Raw genomic sequence first — 23702 nt, 5'->3', positions numbered from 1 at the left:
ATGGCCGACATTACCCTTACCCTTCCCGATGGCGCAGAGCGCGTTTACCCCGCAGGGATCACCGGCGCAGAAGTGGCCGCGGATATTTCCAAATCCCTGTCCAAAGCCGCGTTTTCCTGCTCTGTGAACGGCGAACACCGCGACCTGTCCCGCAGCATCGACGCAGACGCGGATTTCGCGATTTACACCATCAAGGACGACGCTCAGGCGCTGGAGCTGATCCGCCACGACTGCGCCCATATCATGGCCCGCGCCGTGCAGGAAATCTGGCCCGACGTCAAAGTCACCATCGGTCCTGTGATCAAGGACGGCTGGTATTACGATTTCGACCGGGAAGAGCCTTTCACCCCCGAAGACCTCGGCGCGATTGAAAAGAAAATGCGCGAGATCATCAACAAACGCGAGCCTGTGACCACAGAAGTCTGGGATCGTGAACGCGCCGTCCAGTTCTACAAGGACAATAACGAACCCTATAAGGTGGAACTGATCGACGCCATTCCGGGGGATGAGCCGCTGCGCATGTACTGGCACGGCGACTGGCAAGATCTGTGCCGTGGTCCGCACCTGCAACACACAGGTCAGGTTCCGGGCGACAGTTTCAAACTGATGTCGGTGGCAGGGGCCTACTGGCGCGGGGATTCCAACAACGCCATGTTGCAACGGATTTACGGCGTGGCTTTCAAGAACAAAAACGATCTCAAAGCCCATCTTCTGATGCTGGAAGAAGCCGCCAAACGGGACCACCGCAAGCTGGGCCGTGAAATGGACCTGTTCCACATGCAGGAAGAGGCACCGGGACAGATATTCTGGCACCCGAACGGCTGGAAAATCTACACCGCGCTGCAAGACTACATGCGCCGGATGCAGGACAAGAACGGCTATGTAGAGGTGAACACCCCGCAGGTGGTGGACCGCAAGCTGTGGGAAGCCTCGGGCCACTGGGAAAAATATCAGGAAAACATGTTTATCGTCGAAGTGGACGAAGAACACGCCCGCGAAAAAGCGGTCAACGCCCTGAAACCGATGAACTGTCCGTGCCACGTCCAGATTTTTAATCAGGGTCTGAAATCCTACCGCCACCTGCCCTTGCGCATGGCAGAGTTCGGTTCCTGTAACCGCTATGAACCGTCCGGCGCCCTGCACGGCATCATGCGGGTGCGCGGCTTCACACAGGACGATGGTCACATCTTCTGTTCCGAAGACCAGATTGAATCAGAAACCGCAATTTACATCGAATTTCTGTCCAAGATTTACAAAGACCTCGGGTTTGAGAACTTCAAAGTGAAATTCTCCGATCGGCCCGAAACACGCTCAGGCTCGGACGAGGTTTGGGACAAAGCAGAAGAAGCGCTGCTGTCTGCCACCCGTAAGGCGGGGATCGAGCCGGAACTGAACCCAGGTGAAGGCGCATTCTATGGCCCGAAACTGGAATTCGTTCTGACCGACGCCATCGGGCGCGACTGGCAGTGCGGCACCCATCAGGTGGATTTTGTGCTTCCCGAACGGCTGGACGCCACCTTTATCGGGCAGGACGGTAACAAACACCGCCCCGTGATGCTGCACCGCGCGACCCTTGGTTCCTTTGAACGGTTCATCGGTATCCTGATCGAATCCCATGCGGGCAAGCTGCCGTTCTGGCTGACGCCCCGTCAGGTTGTCGTGGCCTCGATCATTTCGGACGCGGATGACTATGTGCACGAAGTAGTTGCCGCCCTGCGCGCTGCCGGTGTGCGGGCCGAAGCAGACATCCGCAACGAAAAGATCAACTACAAGGTCCGCGAACATTCTCTTGGCAAGGTTCCGGTGATCCTTGCGATCGGCATGAAGGAAGTCGAGGAGCGCACGGTTTCTGTACGCCGACTGGGGGAAAAGCAAACCTCCGTTCAGGCGCTGGACGCGGTGCTCTCGGACCTCTCGGCCGAGGCAACGCCACCGGACATGCGCTAGGCCGCAATGCTCAGCGCGGCCCCGAAGCTGAACACGGAACGGCTGATCCTGCGGGCACATCGCTTGCAGGATTACGCGGACTCTGCGGCGATGTGGGCCGATCCGAAGGTCAGTAAATATATCTCCCCCGAACCGGCCACCCCCGCCGAGAGCTGGTCCCGTTTTCTGCGCTATGCCGGTCACTGGCAGATGTTGGGGTTCGGGTATTGGTGCGTGACCACCCACGACGAACAATTTGTGGGCGAAGTCGGCTTTGCCAATTACAAACGGGACATCCGCCCTGCCCTTGGGGACACCCCCGAAGCCGGCTGGGTGCTTGCGCCTTGGGCCCACGGACAGGGGTTTGCTGCCGAGGCTATGGGCGCAGCGCTCGACTGGGCCGATACCCGATTTGACAAGACCGTCGCGATTTTCCACCCCGCCCATGCGGTCTCGCAAAAACTGGCGAACCGACTCGGCTACCGCGAAATACACAAGGCCCATTACATGGGTAGCGACACGATTGTGATGCAGCGTCGCAACCCGAAGTGACCTAAGGAAAACGCGTCTTTTCCGTCACAGAACTGTTGCATTTATCACAAACCTGCGACATCCACCCCGCCGCTACGCCGCATTTCCGCCCGAATCCACCCGCAGGCTAAAGGGGCAAGCGCCCCGAAGAGCGGCGCGTTCTTTCAGAGGCAGAACCAATGGCATCCCGGTTTCACCCCACCGAAAACCCGCGCCAACAGTCGCGGCAAGACACTTGCACCAACGCTCCGGACCCGCATATCCTGCGCACCTCCCAGACCCTGCAGGCCAAGGCGGAAATCCCAGCCGCCCGACCGGACAGCGAAGACGCCGCCCCGCGAAAGCGACGACTCTATACTGTCTTGCAAGACCGCTACGGCTGAACCGGCGTACGCCAGCCGCCGATCTGTTGACGCGCCACACGCGCGCTTAGCCACAGGGACAGGCCCAAGCCCGAGACCACGGCAACCGCGATACCAAACCACACGCTCCATGTGCCCAGGTCCAGAACCCGTACAAACAGCCAACTGAAGCAGAACACCGCCAAGCCTTGCCGGTAAATCCCGACCCAAAGCGTATAAACCGGCTTTTGCAGCGCCTGCAGGAACGAGTTCATAGCAAACAACACGATGTAAACCGGCAGGATAAACCCGTCCACACGCAGATACTGCGCACCGATGCGGATTACTTCGGGATCGTCACTGAACACCGCGATAGCATGGGGCGCCGCCAGCCACAGGACCAGCGATCCGCAAAACATCAGCACAACCCCGACCTTGCAACAGAACCACAGCGCCTCGCGCACGCGGTCATAATTTCCCGCCCCGAAGTTCTGCGCCACAATCGGCAACAAGGCCCCGGTCAGTCCGAAGCCGGGCAAAAGGACAAGCTGTTCCACCCGCAGCCCGACGCCGTAAGCCGCCACCGCCGCCCCGCCAAAACCTTTGAGGAAATACTGAACCACAAAGCCGGCCAGCATCATGACAATCATGGTGAAACTGGTTGGCAGCGCCTGTTGCGTGATCTGGTTGATCCATTTCGCGCGGGGCCGAAACACCGCGACCTGCTTGTGCGCCATCACATCCGAAGTAAACACGCGATAAAGGATAAATGCCATCACCCCCGTCTGACTGACAGCGGTGGACAGGGCAATTCCGTTAAACCCGATGCCGTCGATGACTCCGGGAATGCCAAAGATAAACAGCGGGTTCAGCCCGAGGTTCACAAAGAACGACACAATCTGCGCGTGCTGCATGGATTTCATATCGCCCTGCGCCCCGAGGATACCATTGGCACTGAAAGCCACCAGAAAGCTTGGCGCAGCGAACAGCAGCACTTGCAAATAGGACTGTCCGGCCGCGCGGTAGGCGCCGGGTTCAGAGACAATGGCCAGCAAATAGGGCATCGCAATAAAGCCGATCACCGCCAGAACGGCCGAGGCCAGTATGGAATAAGTGATCCCCTGACAGGCAATCCTCTTGGCCTGCCCGCCCCGCTTTTCCCCCAGCGCCTTGCCCACCAGCGCGTTTAGCGCCGCGTTCAGCCCGAAGCCAAAAGCGATCATGACAAAGAACACCTGAAAGGAAATCGCCAGTCCTGCCTGCGCATCCGTGGAGATCATACCGGCATAAAACGTATCCACCACATTATAAAGTGTCGTAAACACCATGCCGATCGCCATTGGCACCGCCAATGTGCGGAAATGACCGGAAACCGGCCCTGTGGTCAGGTCACGGGATTGGGACATTTCACGCTCCTCGAACTCTCTTGTCCAGCGGTCGCACGGTTCCGCCCCCCTGTCGAGCATCAATCCACCTTGACGTGAAGCCGGACTCGCGGCATCACGCGCCCATGCTTATCTATAAAATCTTCCGCTCCGATGAATGGGCCGCAATGCAGGCCGCAGGCGAAACGCTGGGTGCGCCGGTGGATCTGGCCGACGGCTTTGTGCATTTCTCCACCGCTGAACAGGCCCGCGAAACCGCCGCCCGTCATTTTGCCGGGGAAATCGGTCTCTGGCTGATCGCCGCAGACACAGATGCGATGGAAAAACTGGAATGGGAAACCTCCCGCGGGGGCGCGAAATTCCCCCACCTCTACGCGCCGTTCCGCATGGATCATGTCGCTTGGGCCGAAGAATTGCCCCTTGGCGCGGGCGGTCATGACTTTCCGGTGAAAATGACATGACGCTGGCAGAGCGTCTGGCACTGGCAGCCATGTACCGGATTGATCCTGAAACCGGCCACGGGCTCGCGATCAAGGCGCTGCAACTGGGGCTGACGCCAAAATCCGGCCCTGTCACCTCTGTTCGCCTGCAAACCACGCTGGCCGGATTGTCCCTGCCCAACCCGATCGGGCTGGCCGCAGGGTTTGATAAAAACGCCACCGCCATAGCACCGCTGCTGCAATCGGGGTTCGGCTTTATCGAAGTGGGCGCGGCCACCCCGAAACCCCAAAGCGGCAATGACAAACCCCGCCTGTTCCGCCTGCGCGAAGATGCGGCCGCGATTAACCGGTTCGGTTTTAACAATGACGGGGCTGAAGCTATCGCCACCCGACTGGCACAGCGCAGCGACAGCGGCATCGTCGGGCTGAACCTCGGTGCGAACAAGACGACACAGGATAAGGCTGCCGATTTCTGCAAGGTGCTGGAACGCTGTGCGCCCTATATCGACTTTGCCACGGTGAATGTGTCTTCGCCCAACACCGAAAAGCTGCGGGATTTGCAAGGCAAAGCGGCCCTCGCCTCGCTGCTGTCTGACGTGATGCAGACCCGAGCCGCGCTGGAGCGTCCCTTGCCGGTGTTCCTCAAGATCGCGCCCGATCTAAACCCTGCGGATCTCGAAGACATCGCGGAAGTCGCCACAACCAGCGGCATCAGCGGGATCATCGCCACCAATACAACGCTCTCCCGTGAAGGACTACGCAGCGCGGATCGGGACCAACAGGGCGGCCTGTCCGGCCAGCCCCTGTTTGAACGCTCCACCCGCATACTCGCACAGCTCAGCCGTCTTACCAAAGGCACAGTCCCGCTCATCGGCGTCGGCGGGGTTTCCAACGCAGAACAGGCCTATGCCAAAATCCGCGCCGGCGCCTCTGCCGTGCAACTCTACACGGCACTTGTCTACGGCGGTCTGTCCCTTGCCGGACAAATCGCGCGGGATCTCGATGGGCTTTTACAGAGGGACGGTTACGACTCGGTCGCGCAGGCCGTCGGCACAGAACAGGAGACATGGTTATGAACGTTACAATCTGGCACAATCCGAGATGTTCCAAATCCCGCCAGACGCTGGAGTTGTTGACAGAGGCCGGTCACGCCCCAGAAATCATTCGCTACCTCGAAACACCACCAAGCGCGTCAGAGCTTGAAAACGCACTGGCCCTGCTGGGTATCCCTGCGATTGACCTGATGCGCAGCGGCGAAAAGCGTTTTCGCGAACTCGGCCTGACCAAAACGGACGACGATGCAACGCTGATCGCGGCAATGGCAGAAAACCCGATCCTGATCGAACGCCCTGTGGTTTTTGCCAACAACCGCGCCGCCATAGGGCGCCCGCCCGAAGCTGTGCTCGACCTGTTTGGGTAGGCAACAGGCTTCAATGTTCCCAAAATACTCATAAACTACAGGATCAATCCTCCGCCCCCCGCTCTAGCGCGGGATAGCGAAAGGCAAGCGTCACCCCGCGGGCGACAAAGAAGATCAGCAGGCTGGCCCAAAGCCCGTGATTTCCGAACGGGCCAAGCAGCAACCAGACCGACAGCAGGTAGATCGCAAAAGACACCACCATCATATTGCGCATGTCGCGGCTGCGGGTCGCCCCGATAAAGATGCCATCCAGCATCCATGACGGGCCGCCCAGAAACGGCGCAAGCACCATCCAGAACAGATAGTCCCGCGCCGCCGCTTGCACGGCAGGCGCTTTGGCCATCAGGTCGATCAGCCAACCACCACCAAATGCGAAGAACACGGACAGAATAACGATCACCACCGCCGCCCAAAAGCTGGTCAGCATCACACTACGCCGCAGGGAGGTCCGGTCCTTCGCGCCCAGCGCCTGACCGATCAGCGCTTCGGCGGCAAAGGCAAAACCGTCCATACCATAAGAGGTGATAAACAGGAACTGGATCAACACCTGATTGGCCGCCAGTGTGGTGTCATCAAAGGAAGATCCCAGAAACAGGAAGGACACAAAACCGATCTGCAACAGAACCGAGCGGATCATGATGTCCGAATTGACCAAGGCCATGCGCCGCAGGATCGCGCGGTCAAACACCACTGCCCAGTTGTGCCAGTACCGTCCGGTAAACCCGTCCCGCACCAGCCACAGGCCAAGCATCAGCCCGCTGGCTTCGGCAATCACCGTGGCGATTGCCACACCCTCAACGCCCCAGCCCAGTTGCAGCACAAACAACAGGTCCAGCAGGATATTCACCCCGTTCATCCAGATCTGCAAAACAAGTACTGCCTTGGTGCGTTCATGGGCGATCAACCAGCCGGTCAGCCCGTAAATGGCAATGGCAGCAGGGGCGCTCCAGACCCGAATGGCAAGATACCCCTGCGCCAGTCCTTCCACCTCGGGTGAGGCCGGCGCAATCAGGAAGGCCGCAGAAAAGACCGGCACCTGAAACAGAATAAACCCGACTCCCGCTACCAGCCCGATCATCAGGCTGCGCACCAAAAGCGCACAGACCTCCCCCTGATCCCGCGCCCCGATGGCTTGGGCGGTCAGCCCTGCCGTACCCATCCGCAAAAAACCGAAGATCCAGTAAATCGCCGTCAGGATAATCGCGCCGATCCCGACTGCGCCAATGGGGGCAGCCAGCCCCATCTGTCCCACAACGCCCGTGTCCACCGCCCCGAGGATCGGGACCGTGGCGTTGGAGATCACAATCGGCACCGCTACGTTCAACACCCGACGGTGGGTCAGACGCATCCGCCCCCCAGCCGGATCATGGGGTTGAAGCGGCTCAGCCACCCGTGTCGAGCCGTGGCATCAGGAAATGCCCCGTCGCCTGCGCGAACAAGCGGGCGCGATTGTCCTGCCATGCCTCGACGTGGACACTGGCGTAACGCCGACCGGAGCGGTTGACCCGCGCACGGGCATAACAGTCCCGCGGCAGACCGGAGCGCAGATAATCCACCGTAAAGTCGATGGTTTTCGGCAGGCGCAAATATCCGGCAGCGGCCACATCTTCCGCTTCCATTTGCCCGTCCTCCATCATCGTCCAGGCCCGCTGCCACGCCAGTTCAATCAGCGCCGCAGTCTCCAAGAAAGATGCCGTGGCCCCGCCGTGGATGGCCGGAATAGCCGGATTGCCGATCAGCTTGTCTTCGAACTGCATCACAGCGGTCAATTCGTCGCCCCGCCGGTCAAACGAGATATTAAGGAACTTGATATAAGGAATGCTGTCCACCAGCGCGGTAAGCACACCGTCACGCCGCTGTTTCACAACTTGCAAGGATTCCGGCTTGTTCATGCGAGTTCTCCGCTCTTGCCCTTTGCGCCGGTTTTACCGGCCTTACTGCTTTTGCTGAACACAAAGGCCCCTGTTGCCGTGGCCACCGGATTTTCCGGATCGTCCTCATAGGCAATGGCCCGCACAAAGGACACCGTGCTTGTGGCCTTGTAGACATGGGCCTTTGCGAAAATCCGCTCTCCGGGTTTGGCAGACCGCATGTAATCCATGCGCAGATCAATGGTCGCTGTCGGGATGACACAATCGGGATGCAAGTTCACCGCAAACCCGCAGCAGGTGTCCATCAGCGCAGATACTGCGCCGCCGTGGACCACGCCGGTATCAGGGTCGCCAACGGTTTGGGGGTTATAGGGCATGGACATCACCGCCTCCGAGACGCCTGCCTCGTCGATCCGCATATCAAGGGCATGGCAAAACGGCAGCGCCGCCATAAATTTCTTGGCCACTGTCACACGCAGGCGCAATTCTTCTTCGGTCATCGGTCTGTGGGTCCCTTCCTGAAACGGAGTCTCCGGGCGGTCAGGCACCGGAATTCCTGTCATCGTTACGTCACTGATATTTAACTTGCAATTGCCTTAACAAGTCCGAAGTACGCGATTGATGCTAACTCGCATTAGCAGCGGCGGGTGGTTAACTTCGCGTCATCCGGTTAAACTGGCATCACGGTCCAACTTGTGCCGGCTTTCGGAATGGCGTGTCTTGCACAATGACGCCGAACCCGATGGCGGCGTTTGCAAGCGGTTCAATCCGTCACTTCCTGCTTTTGGCTCGGGCCACGGCGTCCGGGTCTTCGCGCGAAAGTTACTGCGACCCGAGCCGTTTTGCAGTGCGGAACGGCGTTTCGTATTGCAAACATTCCGTGGTTTGTTAAATTTCGCCCAAATCTTCCTGGGAGGAATAGACAGAATGCCCGGCGACCGCTTGAACCTGAAAGAGATGTGCGCGAAATTCGATGTGACCACGCGCACGCTCCGTTATTATGAATATATCGAACTGATCTTCCCTGAAAAAGAGGGACGGACCCGCTATTACGGACCGACAGAATTTGCCCGCATGGAACTGATCCTGCGGGGCAAGCGCTGGGGGTTCAGCCTTGAAGAAATCCGCCAGTGGCTAGAGATGTACGACAAGGAAAACCAGCAAAACCAGCTTGAAGCCCTGATGGAAATGGCCGACCGACAGCTTGTGGAACTGGAAGACCGCTATGCGCAACTGGCCGTCACACTGGACGAATTGCGAGAGTTGCGGACCCGTACCGAAGAGCGTCTGATAAACGCCCGCCGCACGGGGAAAGCCAGCTAGGAATAGCCCGCCCCTTGCGGGATTCCGCCGGTTTTCAGATAAAAATGACCCGATAAGGTTGAAGTAACGCTGCGTCCCTTTACGTAAACGTCATGCACAATCCGTGATTTTGTGTTACGTTGACGTACACGTAAGCATCACGATTCAACTTTGAACCCGAGGTCAATCATGTCTGAACCCCGTAAGACTATTCGCCAGATGTGCGAAGAATATGATGTAACCCCGCGTACTCTGCGGTTTTACGAATCAAAAGAATTGCTGTCCCCGCTCCGCGACGGGCAAAAACGTCTCTATGGCAAACGATCCCAAGCTCGTTTGAAACTGATTCTTCAGGGCAAACGCTTTGGCTTTTCGCTGGAAGAAATCCGCCAGTTGCTGGATCTTTACTATATTGGCGACCAGCAGCGGACCCAACTGACAGAGACCTATGAACTGGCACAAGAACGTCTGGCCGCGATGAAACAACAGCGCGCCGAGCTGGACCAAACCATTGCCGAGTTTGAAAAGCAGCTCGAATGGGGTGCCGATTTCATCGCCAAAACATTCGCGCAAGAAGCCGCAGAATAAAGCAGATCAAATCTGCGGCCCTTGCCCTGCCCTAAACCCGATTATCAATACCGAGGAACACGCCTATGCCAACCTATACCGCGCCAACAAAAGATATGGCTTTTGTCCTGCACGACGTTCTTGATGTAGAGAACGAAAAAATCCCCGGATACGAGGATTTGACCCCTGATTTCACCTCTGCCGTTTTGGAAGAGGCCGGAAAGATCACCGGAGAGGTCATCGCACCGCTGAACGTTGTGGGCGACAAGGAAGGCTGCACACTGGAAAACGGTGTTGTCCGCACGCCAACCGGATTCAAAGCCGCTTTTGACCAGTTCCGCGAAGGCGGCTGGACCGGAATCGCCTCTGATGCCGAATACGGTGGTCAGGGCATGCCGTATATTCTGGGCATGGCCGTTTCCGAAATGGTCTCTTCCGCGAACCAGGCGTTCGGGATGTATTCCGGCCTGACCAACGGCGCCTATGCCGCGATCCACGCCCACGGCACGGACGAACAGAAACAGACCTACCTGCCGAAAATGGTGTCCTGCGAATGGACCGGCACCATGAACCTGACAGAATCCCACTGCGGCACCGATCTGGGTCTGATGCGCACCAAGGCCGATCCGCAAGAGGACGGCTCTTACAAGATTACCGGCCAGAAGATCTTTATCTCCTCGGGCGAACACGACATGTCCGAGAACATCATTCATCTGGTGCTGGCGAAAATCGCCGGCGGGCCGGAAGGCATCAAGGGTGTATCCCTGTTCATCGTGCCCAAATTCATGGTCAATGAAGACGGGTCGCTGGGGGATCGCAACGGTGTTGCTGTCGGTTCTATCGAGGAAAAGATGGGCATCCACGGCAATTCGACCTGTGTGATGAACTACGACGGGGCGACAGGCTATCTGCTCGGGACCGAACACAAAGGCATGCGTGCCATGTTCACCATGATGAACCACGCCCGTCTGGGTGTAGCGATGCAGGGGCTGTCGCAGGCGGAAGCGGCCTATCAGAACGCGGTGATCTACGCCAAGGACCGTCTGCAAGGCCGTGCTGTGACCGGCGCGGAAAATCCTGACGGACCGGCCGATCCGCTGATCGTGCACCCTGACGTGCGCCGCAGCCTGATGGACCAGAAATCCTTTGTCGAAGGCGCCCGTGCGTTTGTGTACTGGGGCGCAATGATGATCGACCGCGCCGAGGAAAACGGCGACAAGGACGCGGACGGCCTGATCTCTTTGCTGACTCCGGTCCTGAAAGGGTTCCTGACCGACAAGGGCTATGACATGACTGTTCAGGCTCAGCAGATTTACGGCGGTCACGGCTATATCGAGGAATGGGGCATGTCCCAGTTCACCCGCGACGCCCGTATTGCTATGATCTACGAAGGCGCGAACGGCGTTCAGGCGCTCGATCTCGTGGGACGCAAGCTGGCACAGGACGGCGGCAAACACGTGATGGCCTTCTTTGACATGGTGAAGAATTTCATCTCCGAGAACAAGGAAGACGAAGCGATTGCCGATTTCATTGCACCGCTGAAACAGGCGTCCAAGGATCTGCAAACCGCTGGCATGTTCTTTATGCAGGAAGGCATGAAAAACCCGAACGCGGCGCTGTCCGGTTCTTCGGACTTTATGCACCTGTTCGGCCATGTCTGCATGGGCCTGATGTGGGCGCGTATGGCAAAAGCCGCAACGTCCGCTCTTGACGCTGGCACCGATGATCCAGACTTCTACAAGAACAAGCTCGTCACGGGTCGTTATTACATGCAGCGCCAATTACCTGCCACCGGCATGCACCTTGCACGGATCCAGTCCGGCGCAGAAAACGTGATGGGTTTGGACGCGGAAGCGTTCTGAGCAACACATAGAAGACACGGGTGGCAGGTTTGCCACCCGCTCACGTTAAGGGAGAGAGACCATGACCATCGCCAGCCTGCCATCCGCATGGATGACCGACGAGCACAAGATGCTCGACGAGATGACAACCCAGTTTATCGAAACCGAATGGGCGCCAAAGTTTGAAAAATGGCGCAAGCAGGGCGAGATGGACCGCGACACCTGGCAACAAGCTGGTGAACTCGGCTTGCTCTGCCCGTCCATTCCGGAAGAATACGGCGGGGCCGGTGGTGATTTCGGCCATGAAGCGGTAATCCTGATGGCCGGCTCGCGCCAGAACCTTGCAAGCTGGGGCCATGGCATCCATTCGGGCATTGTAGGCCACTATATCCTGCATTGCGGCACCGAAGAGCAGAAAAAACGCTGGCTGCCCAAGATGGTATCCGGTGAACTGGTCGGCGCGCTTGCCATGACCGAGCCGTCGGGCGGCTCCGACGTGCAGTCAATCAAAACCAAGGCGATCAAGGATGGCAACAGCTACAAGCTGAACGGCCAGAAGACCTTTATCACCAACGGCCAACACGCAAACCTGATCCTCGTCGCCGCCAAGACCGACCCGACCCAAGGGGCCAAGGGCACATCTCTGATCGTTCTGGAAACAGACGGGGCCGAAGGCTTCCAGCGCGGGCGCAATCTGGACAAGATCGGCATGAAAGCTGCCGACACGTCCGAGCTGTTCTTTGACAACGTGGAAATCCCGCCGGAAAACCTGCTGGGTGGCGAAGAAGGCCGCGGCTTTTACCAGATGATGCAGCAGCTTCCGCAGGAACGTCTGATCATCGGCTGTGGCGCGGTCGGCGCGATGGAAGGCGCTGTAGCGCGGACCATTGAATATTGTAAGGAACGTCAGGCGTTCGGCGGACCGCTGACACAGTTCCAGAACACCCGCTTCAAACTGGTGGAATGTGCAACCAAAACCCAAGTGGCGCGGGCCTATCTTGACACGTTGATCGCCGCCCACCTGCGCGGTGAACTGAGTGTCGAACAGGCAGCCATGTCGAAATACTGGCTGACCGACACCCAAGGCGAAGTGCTGGACGAATGTCTGCAACTGCACGGCGGTTACGGCTTTATGTCGGAATATGCTGTGGCAGAGATGTACACAGACGCCCGTGTGCAGCGCATTTACGGCGGCACCAACGAGATCATGAAAGAACTGGCAGGCCGCTCGCTCTGATCACAGCATCGTCCCGACCCGTCGGGTCGGGACTTCCTGAATTGCGCGGCTTTGGCGCAGACTCCGAAGCCGCCACCACTCTAAGGACGGAACATGGCTGATATGAAACTCTACTGTATGGGCGAAAGCGGCAACGCCTATAAATGCGCCCTGCCGCTTGAACTCTCTGGCCTCAACTGGGAACCCGTCTGGGTCGATTTCTTCAACGGCGAAACCCGCTCACCCGAATTCCGCAAGGATATTTCCGTCATGGGCGAAGTACCTGTGCTGGTACATGGCGATGTGAAACTGACCCAATCCGGCGTCATCCAAAGCTACATTAGCGAGTTGACGGGCAAATACGAAGGCGAGAGCGCACAGGAAAAACGCGAAGTTTTGCGCTGGGTGCTGTGGGACAATCACAAGATGTCCTCTATGGCCGGAATGACCCGCTTTTTGATGAATTTCCTGCCCGAAGACAAGCGCCCGCAAGAAGTCATCGGCTTTAATCTCGGTCGCCTGAAGGCAGCTTACGGCGTGCTCGACGCCGCCCTTGAAGACCGCGACTGGCTGGTCGGCAACGGCCCGACCCACGCGGATTTCTCTTGCTGCGGCTATCTTTTCTACCCTGAAAACTTCGGCTTCGACCGGAACGAATGGGCCAATATCAACCGCTGGCTTGGCAATATCGAAGCATTGGAAGGCTATAGGACGCCTTACGATCTGATGCCACGCGCAGCCGACTAAACCGAACAATCAACTCAAGGGAACATACACATGACCCACGATGCTTATATCTATGACACCGTCCGCTCTCCGCGGGGTAAAGGGAAAAAAGACGGCTCCCTGCACGAAGTCTCTGCCGTGCGTCTGTCCGCCGAAGTCCTGAACGAATTGCAAAGCCGCACCGGTTTTGACAGCAAGGACGTGGACGACCTGATCTGGGGCAACGTGTCCCAAGTGGGCGAACAGGGCGGCTGTCTGGCCCGTTCAGCCGTGCTCTACTCCGACCTGGACGAGAGCGTTGCCGGTGTGTCCGTAAACCGCTTCTGCGCCTCCGGTCTGGAAGCCGTGAACATGGCCGCAGGCCAAGTCATGGGCGGTATGGGCAATGCCTATATCGCTGGTGGTGTGGAATCCATGTCCCGTGTGCCAATGGGCTCGGACGGTGGCGCGATTGCCGTTGACCCGACACTGGCGATGAAAGCCTATTTTGTCCCGCAAGGCATCTCCTCGGACATTATCGCCACCAAATACGGCTTTACCCGCGATATGTGTGACGAATACGCCGTTGAATCCCAAAAGCGTGCGGCACAGGCGCAAAAGGATGGCCGTTTTGACAAATCCATCTTCGGCATCACAGACCAGAACGGCCTCGAAATCCTCAGCCACGATGAAATGGTGCGCGGTGAGACCAACATGCAAATGCTCGGTTCGCTGAACCCCTCGTTCAAGGCGCAGGGCGAAGTGATGCCCGGTTTTGATGCGATTGCCCTGCTGAAATATCCTGAACTGGAAAAGATCAATCACGTCCACCACGCTGGCAACTCTTCGGGTATTGCGGATGGTGCTGCGGCGGTTCTGATCGGCAACAAGGAATTTGGCGAAAGAAACGGTTTGAAACCCCGTGCACGGATCAAGGCAACTGCGAAAATCGGCACCGACCCGACCATCATGCTGACAGGCCCTGTTCCGGTAACAGAACGGATTCTGGAACGCACCGGAATGAACATCGGTGACATCGACCTGTTTGAAGTGAACGAGGCGTTTGCCTCTGTGGTGCTGCGCTTCCAGCATCATTTCAACGTGGACCATTCCAAGCTGAACGTGAACGGCGGCGCAATTGCGATGGGCCACCCGCTCGGCGCGACGGGCGCTGTGATCCTTGGCACGCTGCTGGACGAGATGGAACGCTCTGACAAGGAAACGGGTCTCGCCACATTGTGCATCGGCTCCGGCATGGGCGCCGCCACCATCCTAGAGCGCGTTTAACTGCGTCCCCAAACAGATACAGATAGAGAAAACAGATGACAGATTTTCACTACAAACTCGACGACGACGGCATCGCCATCATCACGTGGGATTGCCCCGATAAATCCATGAACGTCATGACCGAAACCGGCTTTGCCGAGTTGAACGACCATATCGACACGGTGCTGGGCGATGATGCCATCAAAGGCGCGATCATCACCTCCGGCAAAGACAGCTTTGCGGCCGGTATGGACCTGACGGTTCTGGCGGAATGGAAGGAAAAGGGCGGCGATAATCCGGCCCGCGCGCTGATGGACGGCGTGATGCAGGGCCATGAGGTCATGCGTAAGATCGAACGCGCCGGTATGGACCCGAAAACCAACAAGGGCGGCAAACCTATTGTGGCCGCCCTGCCCGGCACCGGTCTTGGCATCGGTCTGGAAATCCCGCTGGCCTGTCACCGCATCTTTGTGGCGGACAACCCCAAAGCCAAAATCGGCCTGCCCGAAATCATGGTCGGCATCTTTCCGGGCGGTGGTGGCACCACCCGTCTGGTGCGCAAACTGGGCGTGATGAACGCCTCTTCCTTCCTGCTGGAAGGCAAAACAGTTGCACCGGCCAAAGCCAAAGCCGCTGGCCTGATCGACGAAGTGGTGCCTGCGGACGAGTTGATCTCATCTGCTAAAGCATGGATCGAATCTGCCACAGACGCCGATCTTGTGAAACCCTGGGATGCCAAGGGCTATAAGATGCCGGGCGGCACCCCTTACCACCCAGCCGGTTTCATGACCTTTGTCGGTGCAACCGCGATGGTGCACGGCAAGACACAAGGCGCTTTCCCAGCGGCCAAAGCCATGCTTGCCGCCGTCTACGAAGGCGCATTGGTCCCGTTTGACCAAGCGATCCGGATTGAAGCCCGCTGGTTCACCAACATCCTGCTGAACCCCTCCTCCAGCGCCATGATCAACAGCTTGTTCATCAACAAGGGTGCGTTGGAAAAAGGCGCTGTGCGTCCCAAAGGCATTCCCGATCAGTCGGTCAAGAAAGTCGGCGTTCTGGGCGCGGGCATGATGGGTGCTGGCATCGCGCTGGTTTCGGCTCTGGCTGGAATCGAAGTGGTTCTGATCGACCAGAATCAGGAAGCCGCCGACAAGGGCAAAGCCTATTCCGAGGCCCATGCCGACAAGGGTATCGCGCGGAAGAAATCCACGCCCGAGAAGAAAGAGAAACTGCTTTCTCTGATCACGGCCACCACCGATCTCGACGCGCTCAAAGGCTGTGACCTGATCGTTGAGGCGGTGTTCGAAGATGTGGGCGTCAAAGCGGAAATGACCAAAAAGGTAGAGGCCATCGTGGGCGAGGATTGCATCTTTGCCACCAACACCTCTACTCTGCCGATCAGCGAACTGGCCAAGGCTTCGGCCCGTCCGGATCAGTTCATCGGCATCCACTTCTTCTCTCCTGTAGACAAAATGCTGCTGGTGGAAATCATCAAAGGCAAGGAAACCGGTGATCGCGCTGTGGCCAAATCGCTCGACTTTGTGCGCCAGATCCGCAAAACGCCGATCGTGGTGAACGACGAACGCTTCTTCTACGCCAACCGCTGCATCATCCCTTATGGTGCCGAAGCAAACCGGATGGTGGCCGAAGGGGTGGAACCCGCCCTGATCGAAAACGCCGCAAAGCAACTGGGCTTCCCGCTCGGCCCGCTTCAACTTGGGGATGAAACCTCGATTGATCTGGCCGAAAAGATCATGCGTGCTACCAAAGCCGCCCTTGGCAACGCCTATCCTGCCTCCAACGGCGATGATGTGGTGCAAAAGCTGTTCGACATGGGCCGTCTGGGTCGCAAGACCAAAGCCGGTTTCTACGACTACGACGAAAAGGGCAAACGCACCGGTCTGTGGAAGGGTCTTGGCGATCACTTCCCTGTCCGTGAGGACCAGCCCAGCCTGACAGACGTGCAACACCGTCTGGCAATGGCGCAAGTCCTCGAAGCGGTTCGTGCGCTGGAAGAAGGCGTGCTGGAAGACATCCGCGAAGGCGATGTGGGTGCGATCCTCGGCTGGGGCTTCATGCCTTGGTCCGGCGGTCCGTTCTCATGGCTCGACATCCTCGGTTCGCAAAAAGCCGTGGAGATCTGCGAAGACCTCGCCGCCCGCTACGGAGACCGGTTTGAGCCACCTGCCCTGCTGAAGGAAATGGCCAAAAACGGCGAGAGCTTCTACGGTCGCTTCGGCGCAGAGTCCAAAGCCGCCTAAGCGCATAACCCGGTCCAAAAACAAAGCCCCGCAGCAACCTGCGGGGCTTTTTCATTGTGTCACCGCCCCTGCTTCTTCTGGCGATAAATATCCCGGGGTCAGGGGCAGCGCCCCTGAATCTCTCCCCTCTACGATCACTTTTGCAACGCGACACGTTTCCCCGGATTCTCACGCCACAGCACCAGCAGTCCACCGCCGATAATCAACAGAACACCGGGAAAGATCTTGTCGAACGGCGCTTCGCCAAACACCAGCCAGCCCATGGTAAAGGCAGAAATCAGGCCGAAATAGTTGAACGGTGCCAGCAGGCTCGGCTCGGCCATACGCACGGAAATCAACATGCAAATCACACCGCAGCCCCCCAGCAGGGACATGATTGTGATCTGGATTGCATCCTGCATATTGTCGATCCCCGCAAATCCCGTGGTGGCCAGCACGACAATTACATTCACGACCGCCGCCGCGACAGCCGAATACAGATACAACAGGGCATTTGACACCGCCGTATCCACCAACCGCACTGTCACCATCGACATCGCATAAAAGAAGGCGGCACCAAGGGGCAGCAGCGCATAAAGGTTGAAACTATCCGCCGTCGGCCGCACGATCCAGACCGCGCCGGCAAACCCCATTACAACCGCGACGGAGCGCCAGAGTCCGACCCGCTCTCCCAGCAGGGGGACCGACAGCACCACAACAAACAGCGACATGGTGTAGCCAAGGGCGGCCACCAACGCAAATTCGGTGCCGCCCAGCGCGATATACCAGAACAGCTGTGCCACCGTCACCATCAGCCCGCGCCCGAAGGCCAGCTTCCACTGGGGGATCATCAGGCGGCGGGGATGGGTGCGCAGCTCGCCACTCCAGAGCATCAGGACAATCGCCGGAATCATACCAATCGCATTGCGATACGCCGAGAGTTCCAACGCGCTGTAACGGGGCAGCAGCGTCTTGATAAACACCGACATCCCGTCAAGAAACACAATCCCGAGCAACAGCACCAGAAGCGCGCGCACCAGATTGGAACGGAAAAACCTGCTCACGACAGGACCCGTCTATTCCAGCCCCTTTTCGCGGAACAGCTTGCCCAGATCGGCTTCGGGACGGGCCCCGATGTGGCTGATGATCTCGCCCGCAGCGATACAGCCCATGCGCCCGCAGGTGAGCATGTCGCGGCCATTAACCAGACCGTGCAGGAAACCGGCGGCAAAGAGATCACCCGCGCCGGTGACATCCACAACTTTGGCAGCTTCGGCGGGGGCTTCGGTGCGCTCGCCATTCCGCACGATTATCGCGCCCTTGGCCCCGACCGTGCAGGCGACGATCTCTACCCGCTCTGCGGCTTGGGCGATGCTTTCGTCCAGCGTGTCAGCAGGGTACATAGCTGCCATTTCGTGTTCGTTACAGAACAGCAGGTCAATATGATCGCGGATCATGTCGCGGAAGGCCTGATGGTGACGGTCCACGCAGAACGGATCGGAGAGCGTCACCGAAACCTTGCCACCAGTGCTTTTACAGGCCTCAATTGCCTTGGCGAAAGCGGCCTTGCTTTCAGACCCGTCAAACCGGTAGCCCTCAAGGTAGATCCAATCCGCCTCGGCCATCATCTCGGTGTCGATGTCGTCAGGCCCCAAATGCTCTGACACGCCAAGATAGGTGTTCAGCGACCGTTCGCTGTCCGGCGTCACCAGAACCATACAACGGCCCGTTTCATGGATTTCGGATTTGGGCGAACGGGGCACGTTATAATCGGCCCCCTGTGCACGCATGTCATGGGCAAAAATATCGCCCAACTGGTCGTCTTTCACCTTTCCCACATAGGCGGTCCGCCCGCCAAGTGCCGCAATCCCTGCAATGGTATTGGCCGCAGACCCGCCAGAGATTTCCGTCGCCGGCCCCATCATGCCATAGAGTTCGGCTGCGCGATCCGTGTCGATCAACTGCATGATGCCTTTTTCCACGCCATTGTCAGACAGGAAACTGTCGTCGCAATTCGCCAGAACATCAACAAGCGCGTTGCCGATGCCGACAACCTGATATTTCTTAGTCACGTGGTTTTCTCCTCGAACGGACATAGATCTTCGATAATGCAATTTGCACAAACGGGTTTACGGGCCTTGCAGATATACCGCCCGTGCAGAATCATCCAGTGATGGGCGTGCTGCTGGAACTCGGCGGGGATGTGATCCTCAATCGCCCGTTCCACTGCCACAACATCCTTACCCGGAGCAACACCGGTGCGGTTGCCAAAGCGGAAAATATGGGTGTCCACCGCCTGTGTCGGCTGTTTGAACCACATATTCAACACCACATTGGCAGTCTTGCGCCCTACACCCGGAAGGCTTTCAAGGGCGGCACGGCTGCTGGGCACCACGCCGCCGTAATCATCCACCAGAAGCTGGCTGAGTTTGATTACGTTCTTGGCCTTCTGGCGGAACAGCCCGATGGTCTTGATATGTTCGGTCACACCCTCCAGCCCAAGCGCGAGCATCTTTTCCGGCGTATCTGCCACAGCAAACAGCCCGCGCGTGGCTTTGTTCACCCCCGCGTCGGTCGCCTGCGCCGAAAGTGCGACGGCAACCACAAGCGTATAGGCGTTGGTATGTTCCAGCTCGCCTTTGGGTTCCGGTTCGCTGTCGCGGAAGCGATCGAAAATCTTATAGATCGTGTGATAGTCTAACTGTTTGGCCATATCGCTGTTTCTGGCATGGTCACACAAAAATGGAAAGCCGGAAGACATGTGACGCGACCGTCACAACGGGCCTGTCAGACGGCCTGAACCGCAATACGGATCACATCTTCGACAGGATTTCGCAAATTTGTTACTTAAGCCTTGAAAGCAGCGATCACTTCCCTATTTACCCCCCAACTCTTACAGCACCGCCGCCGGAGATTACCGGCTGGTGGCAGGCTCTTTTCAAGGATAAAACAATGTCGGCTCTTACTGCTGTCATCCTGACAACTTTTCTGACCACACCTATTGTGCAGGTCTCCCATGACCGTGTGATCGAAACCGCACGGGAAACCGCTAGTCAGCACACCTCCCCCCAGCTGCGGAAATACGAATTTTCCGGCGCGACAGACATCGGTATTGATGATGCTGCGCTTAGCGAATTTGTGTCTCGCGCGAACCAGCGGTATCAGGGTTACAAATAATCCAAACCACCTTTGACGGATCTGGGGGCGGACCCTGCGCGCAGCAATTGAAACCTTCCTGAAACTGTCTCTTTCGCCGCTGTTGATCTGGCAAGGGCTTGGCGTGCGCAAACACGCGCTGATCCTGCCCGAAGCCAGTGGGGCGCGGTCCGGTCAACTGGGCACTGGCACCCCGCTGCGCCTGCTGGTGCTGGGCGACAGCTCTGCCGCTGGTGTCGGCGTAAAAACGCAGGATCAAGCGCTGAGCGGACAGCTCGTCCGGGCGTTATCTGCGGATTATGCACTGGACTGGACCCTTGTTGCAAAGACCGGCGCGACCACGGCCAGCACGCTGGAGTGGATGGAACGGCGCGACCCTGCAACATATGATGCGGTTGTTCTCGCCATCGGGGTGAATGACGTGACCCGCTCTGTGCCGCTGCGCCGCTGGCTGGCGATGCAGGACCGGCTTCTTACCCTGCTGTGTACAAAATTCGGTGCAAAACGCATTTACACAACCGCTTTGCCACCGATGGGCCGGTTTCCCGTTCTGCCCCAACCGCTGCGCCATGTGATCGGCCTGACCGCAAGCCGCTATGATGTGGCGCTGGCCGGATTTCTGACCAACCGCCCCGAGGTGACGCGCCTGCAACTGGACCTGCCACTGGACCCCTCGCTTATGGCCAGTGACGGATTTCACCCCGGTGCCGAGGTTTACCGCATCTGGGCCGAACATGTCGCCGCCGCCATCCGCGCCGATTTCCCGTCAACCGCCACCCCAAGCAACAATACGCAAGAAACGGGTGGCAAATAACCCCCGTCAGCGGCATCCTGTTGCCATGACACAGCCATCTTATCATCACGCCGTTATCGCCCGTGCGATCGCCTATATCGACTCTACCAAAGACAGCCAGCCACGGCTGGAACAGGTGGCCGAGGCGGTTGGCCTCTCCCCCACCCATTTTCAGCGGGTGTTTTCGCAGTGGGTCGGTGTCTCCCCGAAACGCTACCAGCAGTATCTGACGCTCGATCATGCGAAATCCCTGCTGCAAGAGCGGTTCACCCTGCTGGATACCGCGCTGGAAACCGGATTGTCGGGCACGGGACGGCTGCACGACCTGTTCCTGACATGGGAAGCGATGAGTCCGGGGGAATATGCCGCCAAGGGCAAAGGGCTGGAGATCCGCTGGGGCTGGTTTGACAGTCCTTTCGGGGAAATGATCGTTGCCGCCACCCCGCGCGGCATCTGTGGCATGGGGTTCACAGCAGAATTCGGGCGTGACTGGTCGCTGGCCGATATGCAAAGCCGCTGGCCCGATGCCACGTTCCTTCAGGATGGGTCCGCCCTGCAGCCGCAGGTTAACCGGATACTTGGCGGGGATGCAGCGCAGCTTCACCTGATCGGCGCGCCGTTCCAAATCAAGGTCTGGGAGGCCCTGTTGAACGTACCGACCGGCCATGTGACCACCTATTCCGAAATCGCCAAAGCCATTGGCAACCCTAAGGCCGTCCGCGCGGTGGGAACCGCTGTGGGGCGCAATCCGGTAAGCTGGCTGATCCCCTGCCACCGCGCCCTACGCAAATCCGGAGCGCTTGGCGGGTATCACTGGGGTCTGCCGGTAAAACGCGCCCTGCTTGCATGGGAGGGTGCGCGGGCTGATGCCGACGACCCACAGACCGGCAGTTTGGCCAAGGATCACGCCCGCCCCGGTTTTGCGCAAAAATCCGCCTGAGCCGGTAACTATCATTGGTCCCTGCCTTGAAACTTTGGCCGACCCGTCCATTTTGTACCACGGACAAGCAACAAGAGAGGCCAGTATAATGGCATTGACCAAAACCGTATCCGCCGCAGTTATCGCGGTTTTCGCACTGGCGGCCTGTGACGAAGCAACCAATCCGGATTACCGCAAAACCCGTAACGGGGCTGCAATCGGGGCTGCTGTCGGCGCCGCAAGCCAGATCATTGCCGGAAACTCCGAAGGCTCCATCGTGAAAGGGGCTGTTGTCGGCGCCGCTGTTGGCGGTGTCTTCGGCGCCATCCTCGACCAGCAGGAAAAAGACCTGCGTCAGGATCTTGCCGGTTCCGGTGCCACCATCACCAACACCGGCAACGAGTTAATCGTGACCCTGCCCGAAGCGATCACCTTTGAAACCGACAGCACCTATGTGCGCCCGTCCCTGCAGGACGATCTGCGGGCACTGGCCGCCAACCTGCAACGCTATCCCGATAGCACGGTTGACGTGATCGGCCACACTGACAGCGTTGGCGATGCGAACTACAACCAGAACCTGTCCACACGCCGTGCGCAATCTGTCGCCGGCATCCTGACAGGCAGTGGTGTACGCTCCAGCCGTATCCGTGCCTATGGCCGTGGTGAAACGCAGGCAATCGCTTCAAACAACTCTGCAGCGGGACGCGCAGCAAACCGTCGCGTAGAAGTTGTTATTCGCCCAACAAGCTGATAAGTAGGCTTTAATACGACACCGCAAAAGCAACGCCGTCCTGTAATTTCAGGGCGGCGTTGTGCGTTTCGGGTCACGCGTTACCGGTCCGCGTTTCAGGGCGCGTCCCAACAAAAACACCGCACGCAAGCCGCGCTTGCCGCCCCCGCCCTTTCCTCTCTATACTTTGGCAATCGACCCTTCGGAGCCTGTCATGCCGTTTCAGAAAATCCAGCCGGAACGCATAGCCGACACTGTCGTGCGCCAGATCGAACAACTGATCCTGCGCGGCATTTTACGCCCCGGAGAGCGGCTCCCGTCCGAGCGTGACCTTTCGGACCGGCTCGGCGTGTCCCGCCCATCCATTCGCGAAGCCATTGCCGATCTGGTGGAACGGGGATTGCTGGCCACCCGTGCAGGATCGGGAATTTATGTGGCCGATGTACTCGGCTCGGCCTTTTCCGAACCGCTGATCAAACTGTTTTCCACCCATGAAGAAGCGCTGTTCGACTACATCACCTTCCGCCGCGATCTGGAAGGTCTGGCGGCAGAGCGGGCCGCCCGTCTGGGCAGCGACACGGATCACAAGGTGATCTCTACCCTGTTCGCCAAGATGGAAAACGCCCACACCAAGCGCAACCCCGCAGAGGAAGCCGCGCTTGATGCGGAATTTCACATGGCCATCGTCGAGGCGAGCCACAACGTCTTTATGCTGCACATGATGCGGTCCATGTTTGAAATGTTGCGTGCGGGCGTGTTTTACAACCGCAAGGTCATGTTCAAAGTCCGCACCACGCGCGAGGCCCTGCTCGACCAGCACCGCGCAATCCACGACACCATCCTGTCCCGCGATCCCGCCGCCGCGCGAAAGGCGGTTGAGGATCATCTCGGGTTTGTGGAAAGCTGCATGCATCAGGACCGCAAGGCCCGCACCAACGAGGAAATCGCACAATTGCGATTTGCGCAGGAACTGGACCGCAGCTAAACCGGCGCACACTGCACCGACAGGGGGTTTTTAGTTGTAACCGCGGCTGTTTTGCGGCATTTGGGCGC

At 58.4% G+C, this 23702-nt stretch carries 25 protein-coding genes; 18 read left to right on the top strand and 7 right to left on the bottom strand.

Annotated elements, in window-relative coordinates; genetic code table 11:
* The 3 genes from thrS to BFV97_RS03475 all read left to right on the top strand — a co-directional run bounded on the left by thrS (position 1) and on the right by BFV97_RS03475 (position 2840).
* Entirely contained in the window at positions 1-1947 is a 1947-nt protein-coding gene (gene thrS / locus BFV97_RS03485) for a threonine--tRNA ligase (RefSeq protein ID WP_069298895.1), read from the top strand.
* A 6-nt stretch (positions 1948-1953) separates the two neighbouring features.
* The gene (locus tag BFV97_RS03480; RefSeq protein ID WP_069298894.1) at positions 1954-2478 is read left to right on the top strand and encodes a GNAT family N-acetyltransferase; all 525 of its coding nucleotides are present in this window, start codon (positions 1954-1956) and stop codon (positions 2476-2478) included.
* A 158-nt stretch (positions 2479-2636) separates the two neighbouring features.
* Positions 2637-2840: a hypothetical protein gene (locus tag BFV97_RS03475; RefSeq protein WP_069298893.1), complete on the top strand. Its 204-nt coding sequence runs from the start codon at positions 2637-2639 to the stop codon at positions 2838-2840.
* Here the strand turns inward: BFV97_RS03475 and BFV97_RS03470 are convergent.
* The gene (locus tag BFV97_RS03470) at positions 2831-4204 is read right to left on the bottom strand and encodes an MATE family efflux transporter (RefSeq protein ID WP_069298892.1); all 1374 of its coding nucleotides are present in this window, start codon (positions 4202-4204) and stop codon (positions 2831-2833) included. The two genes, BFV97_RS03475 and BFV97_RS03470, sit on opposite strands and share 10 nt — an antisense overlap.
* Before the next feature lie 104 nt (positions 4205-4308).
* Between BFV97_RS03470 and BFV97_RS03465 the strand changes: the two genes are divergently transcribed.
* Genes BFV97_RS03465 through arsC form a run of 3 tightly spaced genes read left to right on the top strand, consistent with a single transcriptional unit; the run spans position 4309 to position 6043 of the window.
* Positions 4309-4644 (top strand): DUF952 domain-containing protein, encoded by a 336-nt coding sequence (locus tag BFV97_RS03465; RefSeq protein ID WP_069298891.1) that lies wholly within the window; start codon positions 4309-4311, stop codon positions 4642-4644.
* Positions 4641-5699, top strand: coding sequence for a quinone-dependent dihydroorotate dehydrogenase (locus tag BFV97_RS03460; RefSeq protein ID WP_069298890.1), 1059 nt, complete (start codon positions 4641-4643; stop codon positions 5697-5699). The genes BFV97_RS03465 and BFV97_RS03460 overlap by 4 nt, the downstream gene beginning before the upstream one ends.
* Positions 5696-6043, top strand: a complete 348-nt coding sequence (arsC, locus tag BFV97_RS03455; RefSeq protein ID WP_069298889.1) for an arsenate reductase (glutaredoxin) — start codon at positions 5696-5698, stop codon at positions 6041-6043. The genes BFV97_RS03460 and arsC overlap by 4 nt, the downstream gene beginning before the upstream one ends.
* A gap of 43 nt (positions 6044-6086) precedes the next feature.
* On the opposite strand, the gene BFV97_RS03450 is transcribed toward arsC, so the two are convergent.
* Genes BFV97_RS03450 through BFV97_RS03440 form a run of 3 tightly spaced genes read right to left on the bottom strand, consistent with a single transcriptional unit; the run spans position 6087 to position 8462 of the window.
* Positions 6087-7391 carry an MATE family efflux transporter gene (locus BFV97_RS03450; protein WP_069298888.1) on the bottom strand — a complete coding sequence of 435 codons (1305 nt, stop codon included), beginning with the start codon at positions 7389-7391 and terminating at the stop codon, positions 6087-6089.
* Positions 7392-7425: 34 nt separating this feature from the next.
* Positions 7426-7935 carry a PaaI family thioesterase gene (locus BFV97_RS03445; RefSeq protein WP_069298887.1) on the bottom strand — a complete coding sequence of 170 codons (510 nt, stop codon included), beginning with the start codon at positions 7933-7935 and terminating at the stop codon, positions 7426-7428.
* Positions 7932-8462 carry a PaaI family thioesterase gene (locus BFV97_RS03440; RefSeq protein WP_245667550.1) on the bottom strand — a complete coding sequence of 177 codons (531 nt, stop codon included), beginning with the start codon at positions 8460-8462 and terminating at the stop codon, positions 7932-7934. The genes BFV97_RS03445 and BFV97_RS03440 overlap by 4 nt, the downstream gene beginning before the upstream one ends.
* 379 nt (positions 8463-8841) lie before the next feature.
* On the opposite strand from BFV97_RS03440, the gene BFV97_RS03435 reads away from it, so the two are divergent.
* The 7 genes from BFV97_RS03435 (at position 8842) to BFV97_RS03405 (ending at position 17072) form a co-directional block, all read left to right on the top strand.
* Positions 8842-9237, top strand: a complete 396-nt coding sequence (locus BFV97_RS03435) for a MerR family transcriptional regulator (protein WP_069298885.1) — start codon at positions 8842-8844, stop codon at positions 9235-9237.
* A 168-nt stretch (positions 9238-9405) separates the two neighbouring features.
* Positions 9406-9804 (top strand): MerR family transcriptional regulator, encoded by a 399-nt coding sequence (locus tag BFV97_RS03430; protein ID WP_069298884.1) that lies wholly within the window; start codon positions 9406-9408, stop codon positions 9802-9804.
* A gap of 65 nt (positions 9805-9869) precedes the next feature.
* Entirely contained in the window at positions 9870-11645 is a 1776-nt protein-coding gene (locus BFV97_RS03425; RefSeq protein ID WP_069298883.1) for an acyl-CoA dehydrogenase C-terminal domain-containing protein, read from the top strand.
* Positions 11646-11706: 61 nt separating this feature from the next.
* Entirely contained in the window at positions 11707-12861 is a 1155-nt protein-coding gene (locus tag BFV97_RS03420; protein WP_069298882.1) for an acyl-CoA dehydrogenase family protein, read from the top strand.
* Between the two features lie 93 nt (positions 12862-12954).
* Positions 12955-13587, top strand: a complete 633-nt coding sequence (locus BFV97_RS03415; RefSeq protein WP_083225476.1) for a glutathione S-transferase family protein — start codon at positions 12955-12957, stop codon at positions 13585-13587.
* A gap of 30 nt (positions 13588-13617) precedes the next feature.
* A complete protein-coding gene (locus BFV97_RS03410; protein WP_069298881.1) occupies positions 13618-14832 on the top strand; it encodes an acetyl-CoA C-acetyltransferase in 1215 nt (404 codons plus the stop codon).
* A 35-nt stretch (positions 14833-14867) separates the two neighbouring features.
* On the top strand, positions 14868-17072 hold the full coding sequence (locus tag BFV97_RS03405; protein WP_069298880.1) for a 3-hydroxyacyl-CoA dehydrogenase NAD-binding domain-containing protein: 2205 nt from the start codon (positions 14868-14870) through the stop codon (positions 17070-17072).
* A gap of 134 nt (positions 17073-17206) precedes the next feature.
* Here the strand turns inward: BFV97_RS03405 and BFV97_RS03400 are convergent, their stop codons facing one another.
* The 3 genes from BFV97_RS03400 to nth are packed head-to-tail and all read right to left on the bottom strand — an operon-like array spanning position 17207 to position 19764.
* Positions 17207-18115, bottom strand: a complete 909-nt coding sequence (locus BFV97_RS03400; RefSeq protein ID WP_069298879.1) for a DMT family transporter — start codon at positions 18113-18115, stop codon at positions 17207-17209.
* A 12-nt stretch (positions 18116-18127) separates the two neighbouring features.
* Positions 18128-19147, bottom strand: a complete 1020-nt coding sequence (locus BFV97_RS03395; protein WP_069298878.1) for an adenosine kinase — start codon at positions 19145-19147, stop codon at positions 18128-18130.
* On the bottom strand, positions 19120-19764 hold the full coding sequence (gene nth, locus BFV97_RS03390) for an endonuclease III (RefSeq protein ID WP_069299066.1): 645 nt from the start codon (positions 19762-19764) through the stop codon (positions 19120-19122). Before nth ends, BFV97_RS03395 begins: the two co-directional genes overlap by 28 nt.
* Before the next feature lie 239 nt (positions 19765-20003).
* On the opposite strand from nth, the gene BFV97_RS03385 reads away from it, so the two are divergent.
* From BFV97_RS03385 to BFV97_RS03365, 5 genes are all read left to right on the top strand, one after another.
* The gene (locus BFV97_RS03385; RefSeq protein ID WP_069298877.1) at positions 20004-20228 is read left to right on the top strand and encodes a hypothetical protein; all 225 of its coding nucleotides are present in this window, start codon (positions 20004-20006) and stop codon (positions 20226-20228) included.
* A 103-nt stretch (positions 20229-20331) separates the two neighbouring features.
* Entirely contained in the window at positions 20332-21021 is a 690-nt protein-coding gene (locus tag BFV97_RS03380) for an SGNH/GDSL hydrolase family protein (RefSeq protein ID WP_216635941.1), read from the top strand.
* A 25-nt stretch (positions 21022-21046) separates the two neighbouring features.
* Positions 21047-21940, top strand: coding sequence for a methylated-DNA--[protein]-cysteine S-methyltransferase (locus tag BFV97_RS03375; RefSeq protein ID WP_069298875.1), 894 nt, complete (start codon positions 21047-21049; stop codon positions 21938-21940).
* 88 nt (positions 21941-22028) lie between these two features.
* A complete protein-coding gene (locus tag BFV97_RS03370; RefSeq protein ID WP_069298874.1) occupies positions 22029-22670 on the top strand; it encodes a YiaD family glycine zipper/OmpA-like lipoprotein in 642 nt (213 codons plus the stop codon).
* Between the two features lie 193 nt (positions 22671-22863).
* Positions 22864-23634 (top strand): FadR/GntR family transcriptional regulator, encoded by a 771-nt coding sequence (locus BFV97_RS03365; RefSeq protein WP_069298873.1) that lies wholly within the window; start codon positions 22864-22866, stop codon positions 23632-23634.
* Positions 23635-23702 lie beyond the last annotated feature (68 nt).

Source organism: Neptunicoccus sediminis, from assembly GCF_001719615.1.
GTDB classification, from domain to species: domain Bacteria; phylum Pseudomonadota; class Alphaproteobacteria; order Rhodobacterales; family Rhodobacteraceae; genus Amylibacter; species Amylibacter sediminis.
Note: the sequence above shows the minus strand (reverse complement) of the source record. Positions and strands in the feature narration are given on the sequence as shown.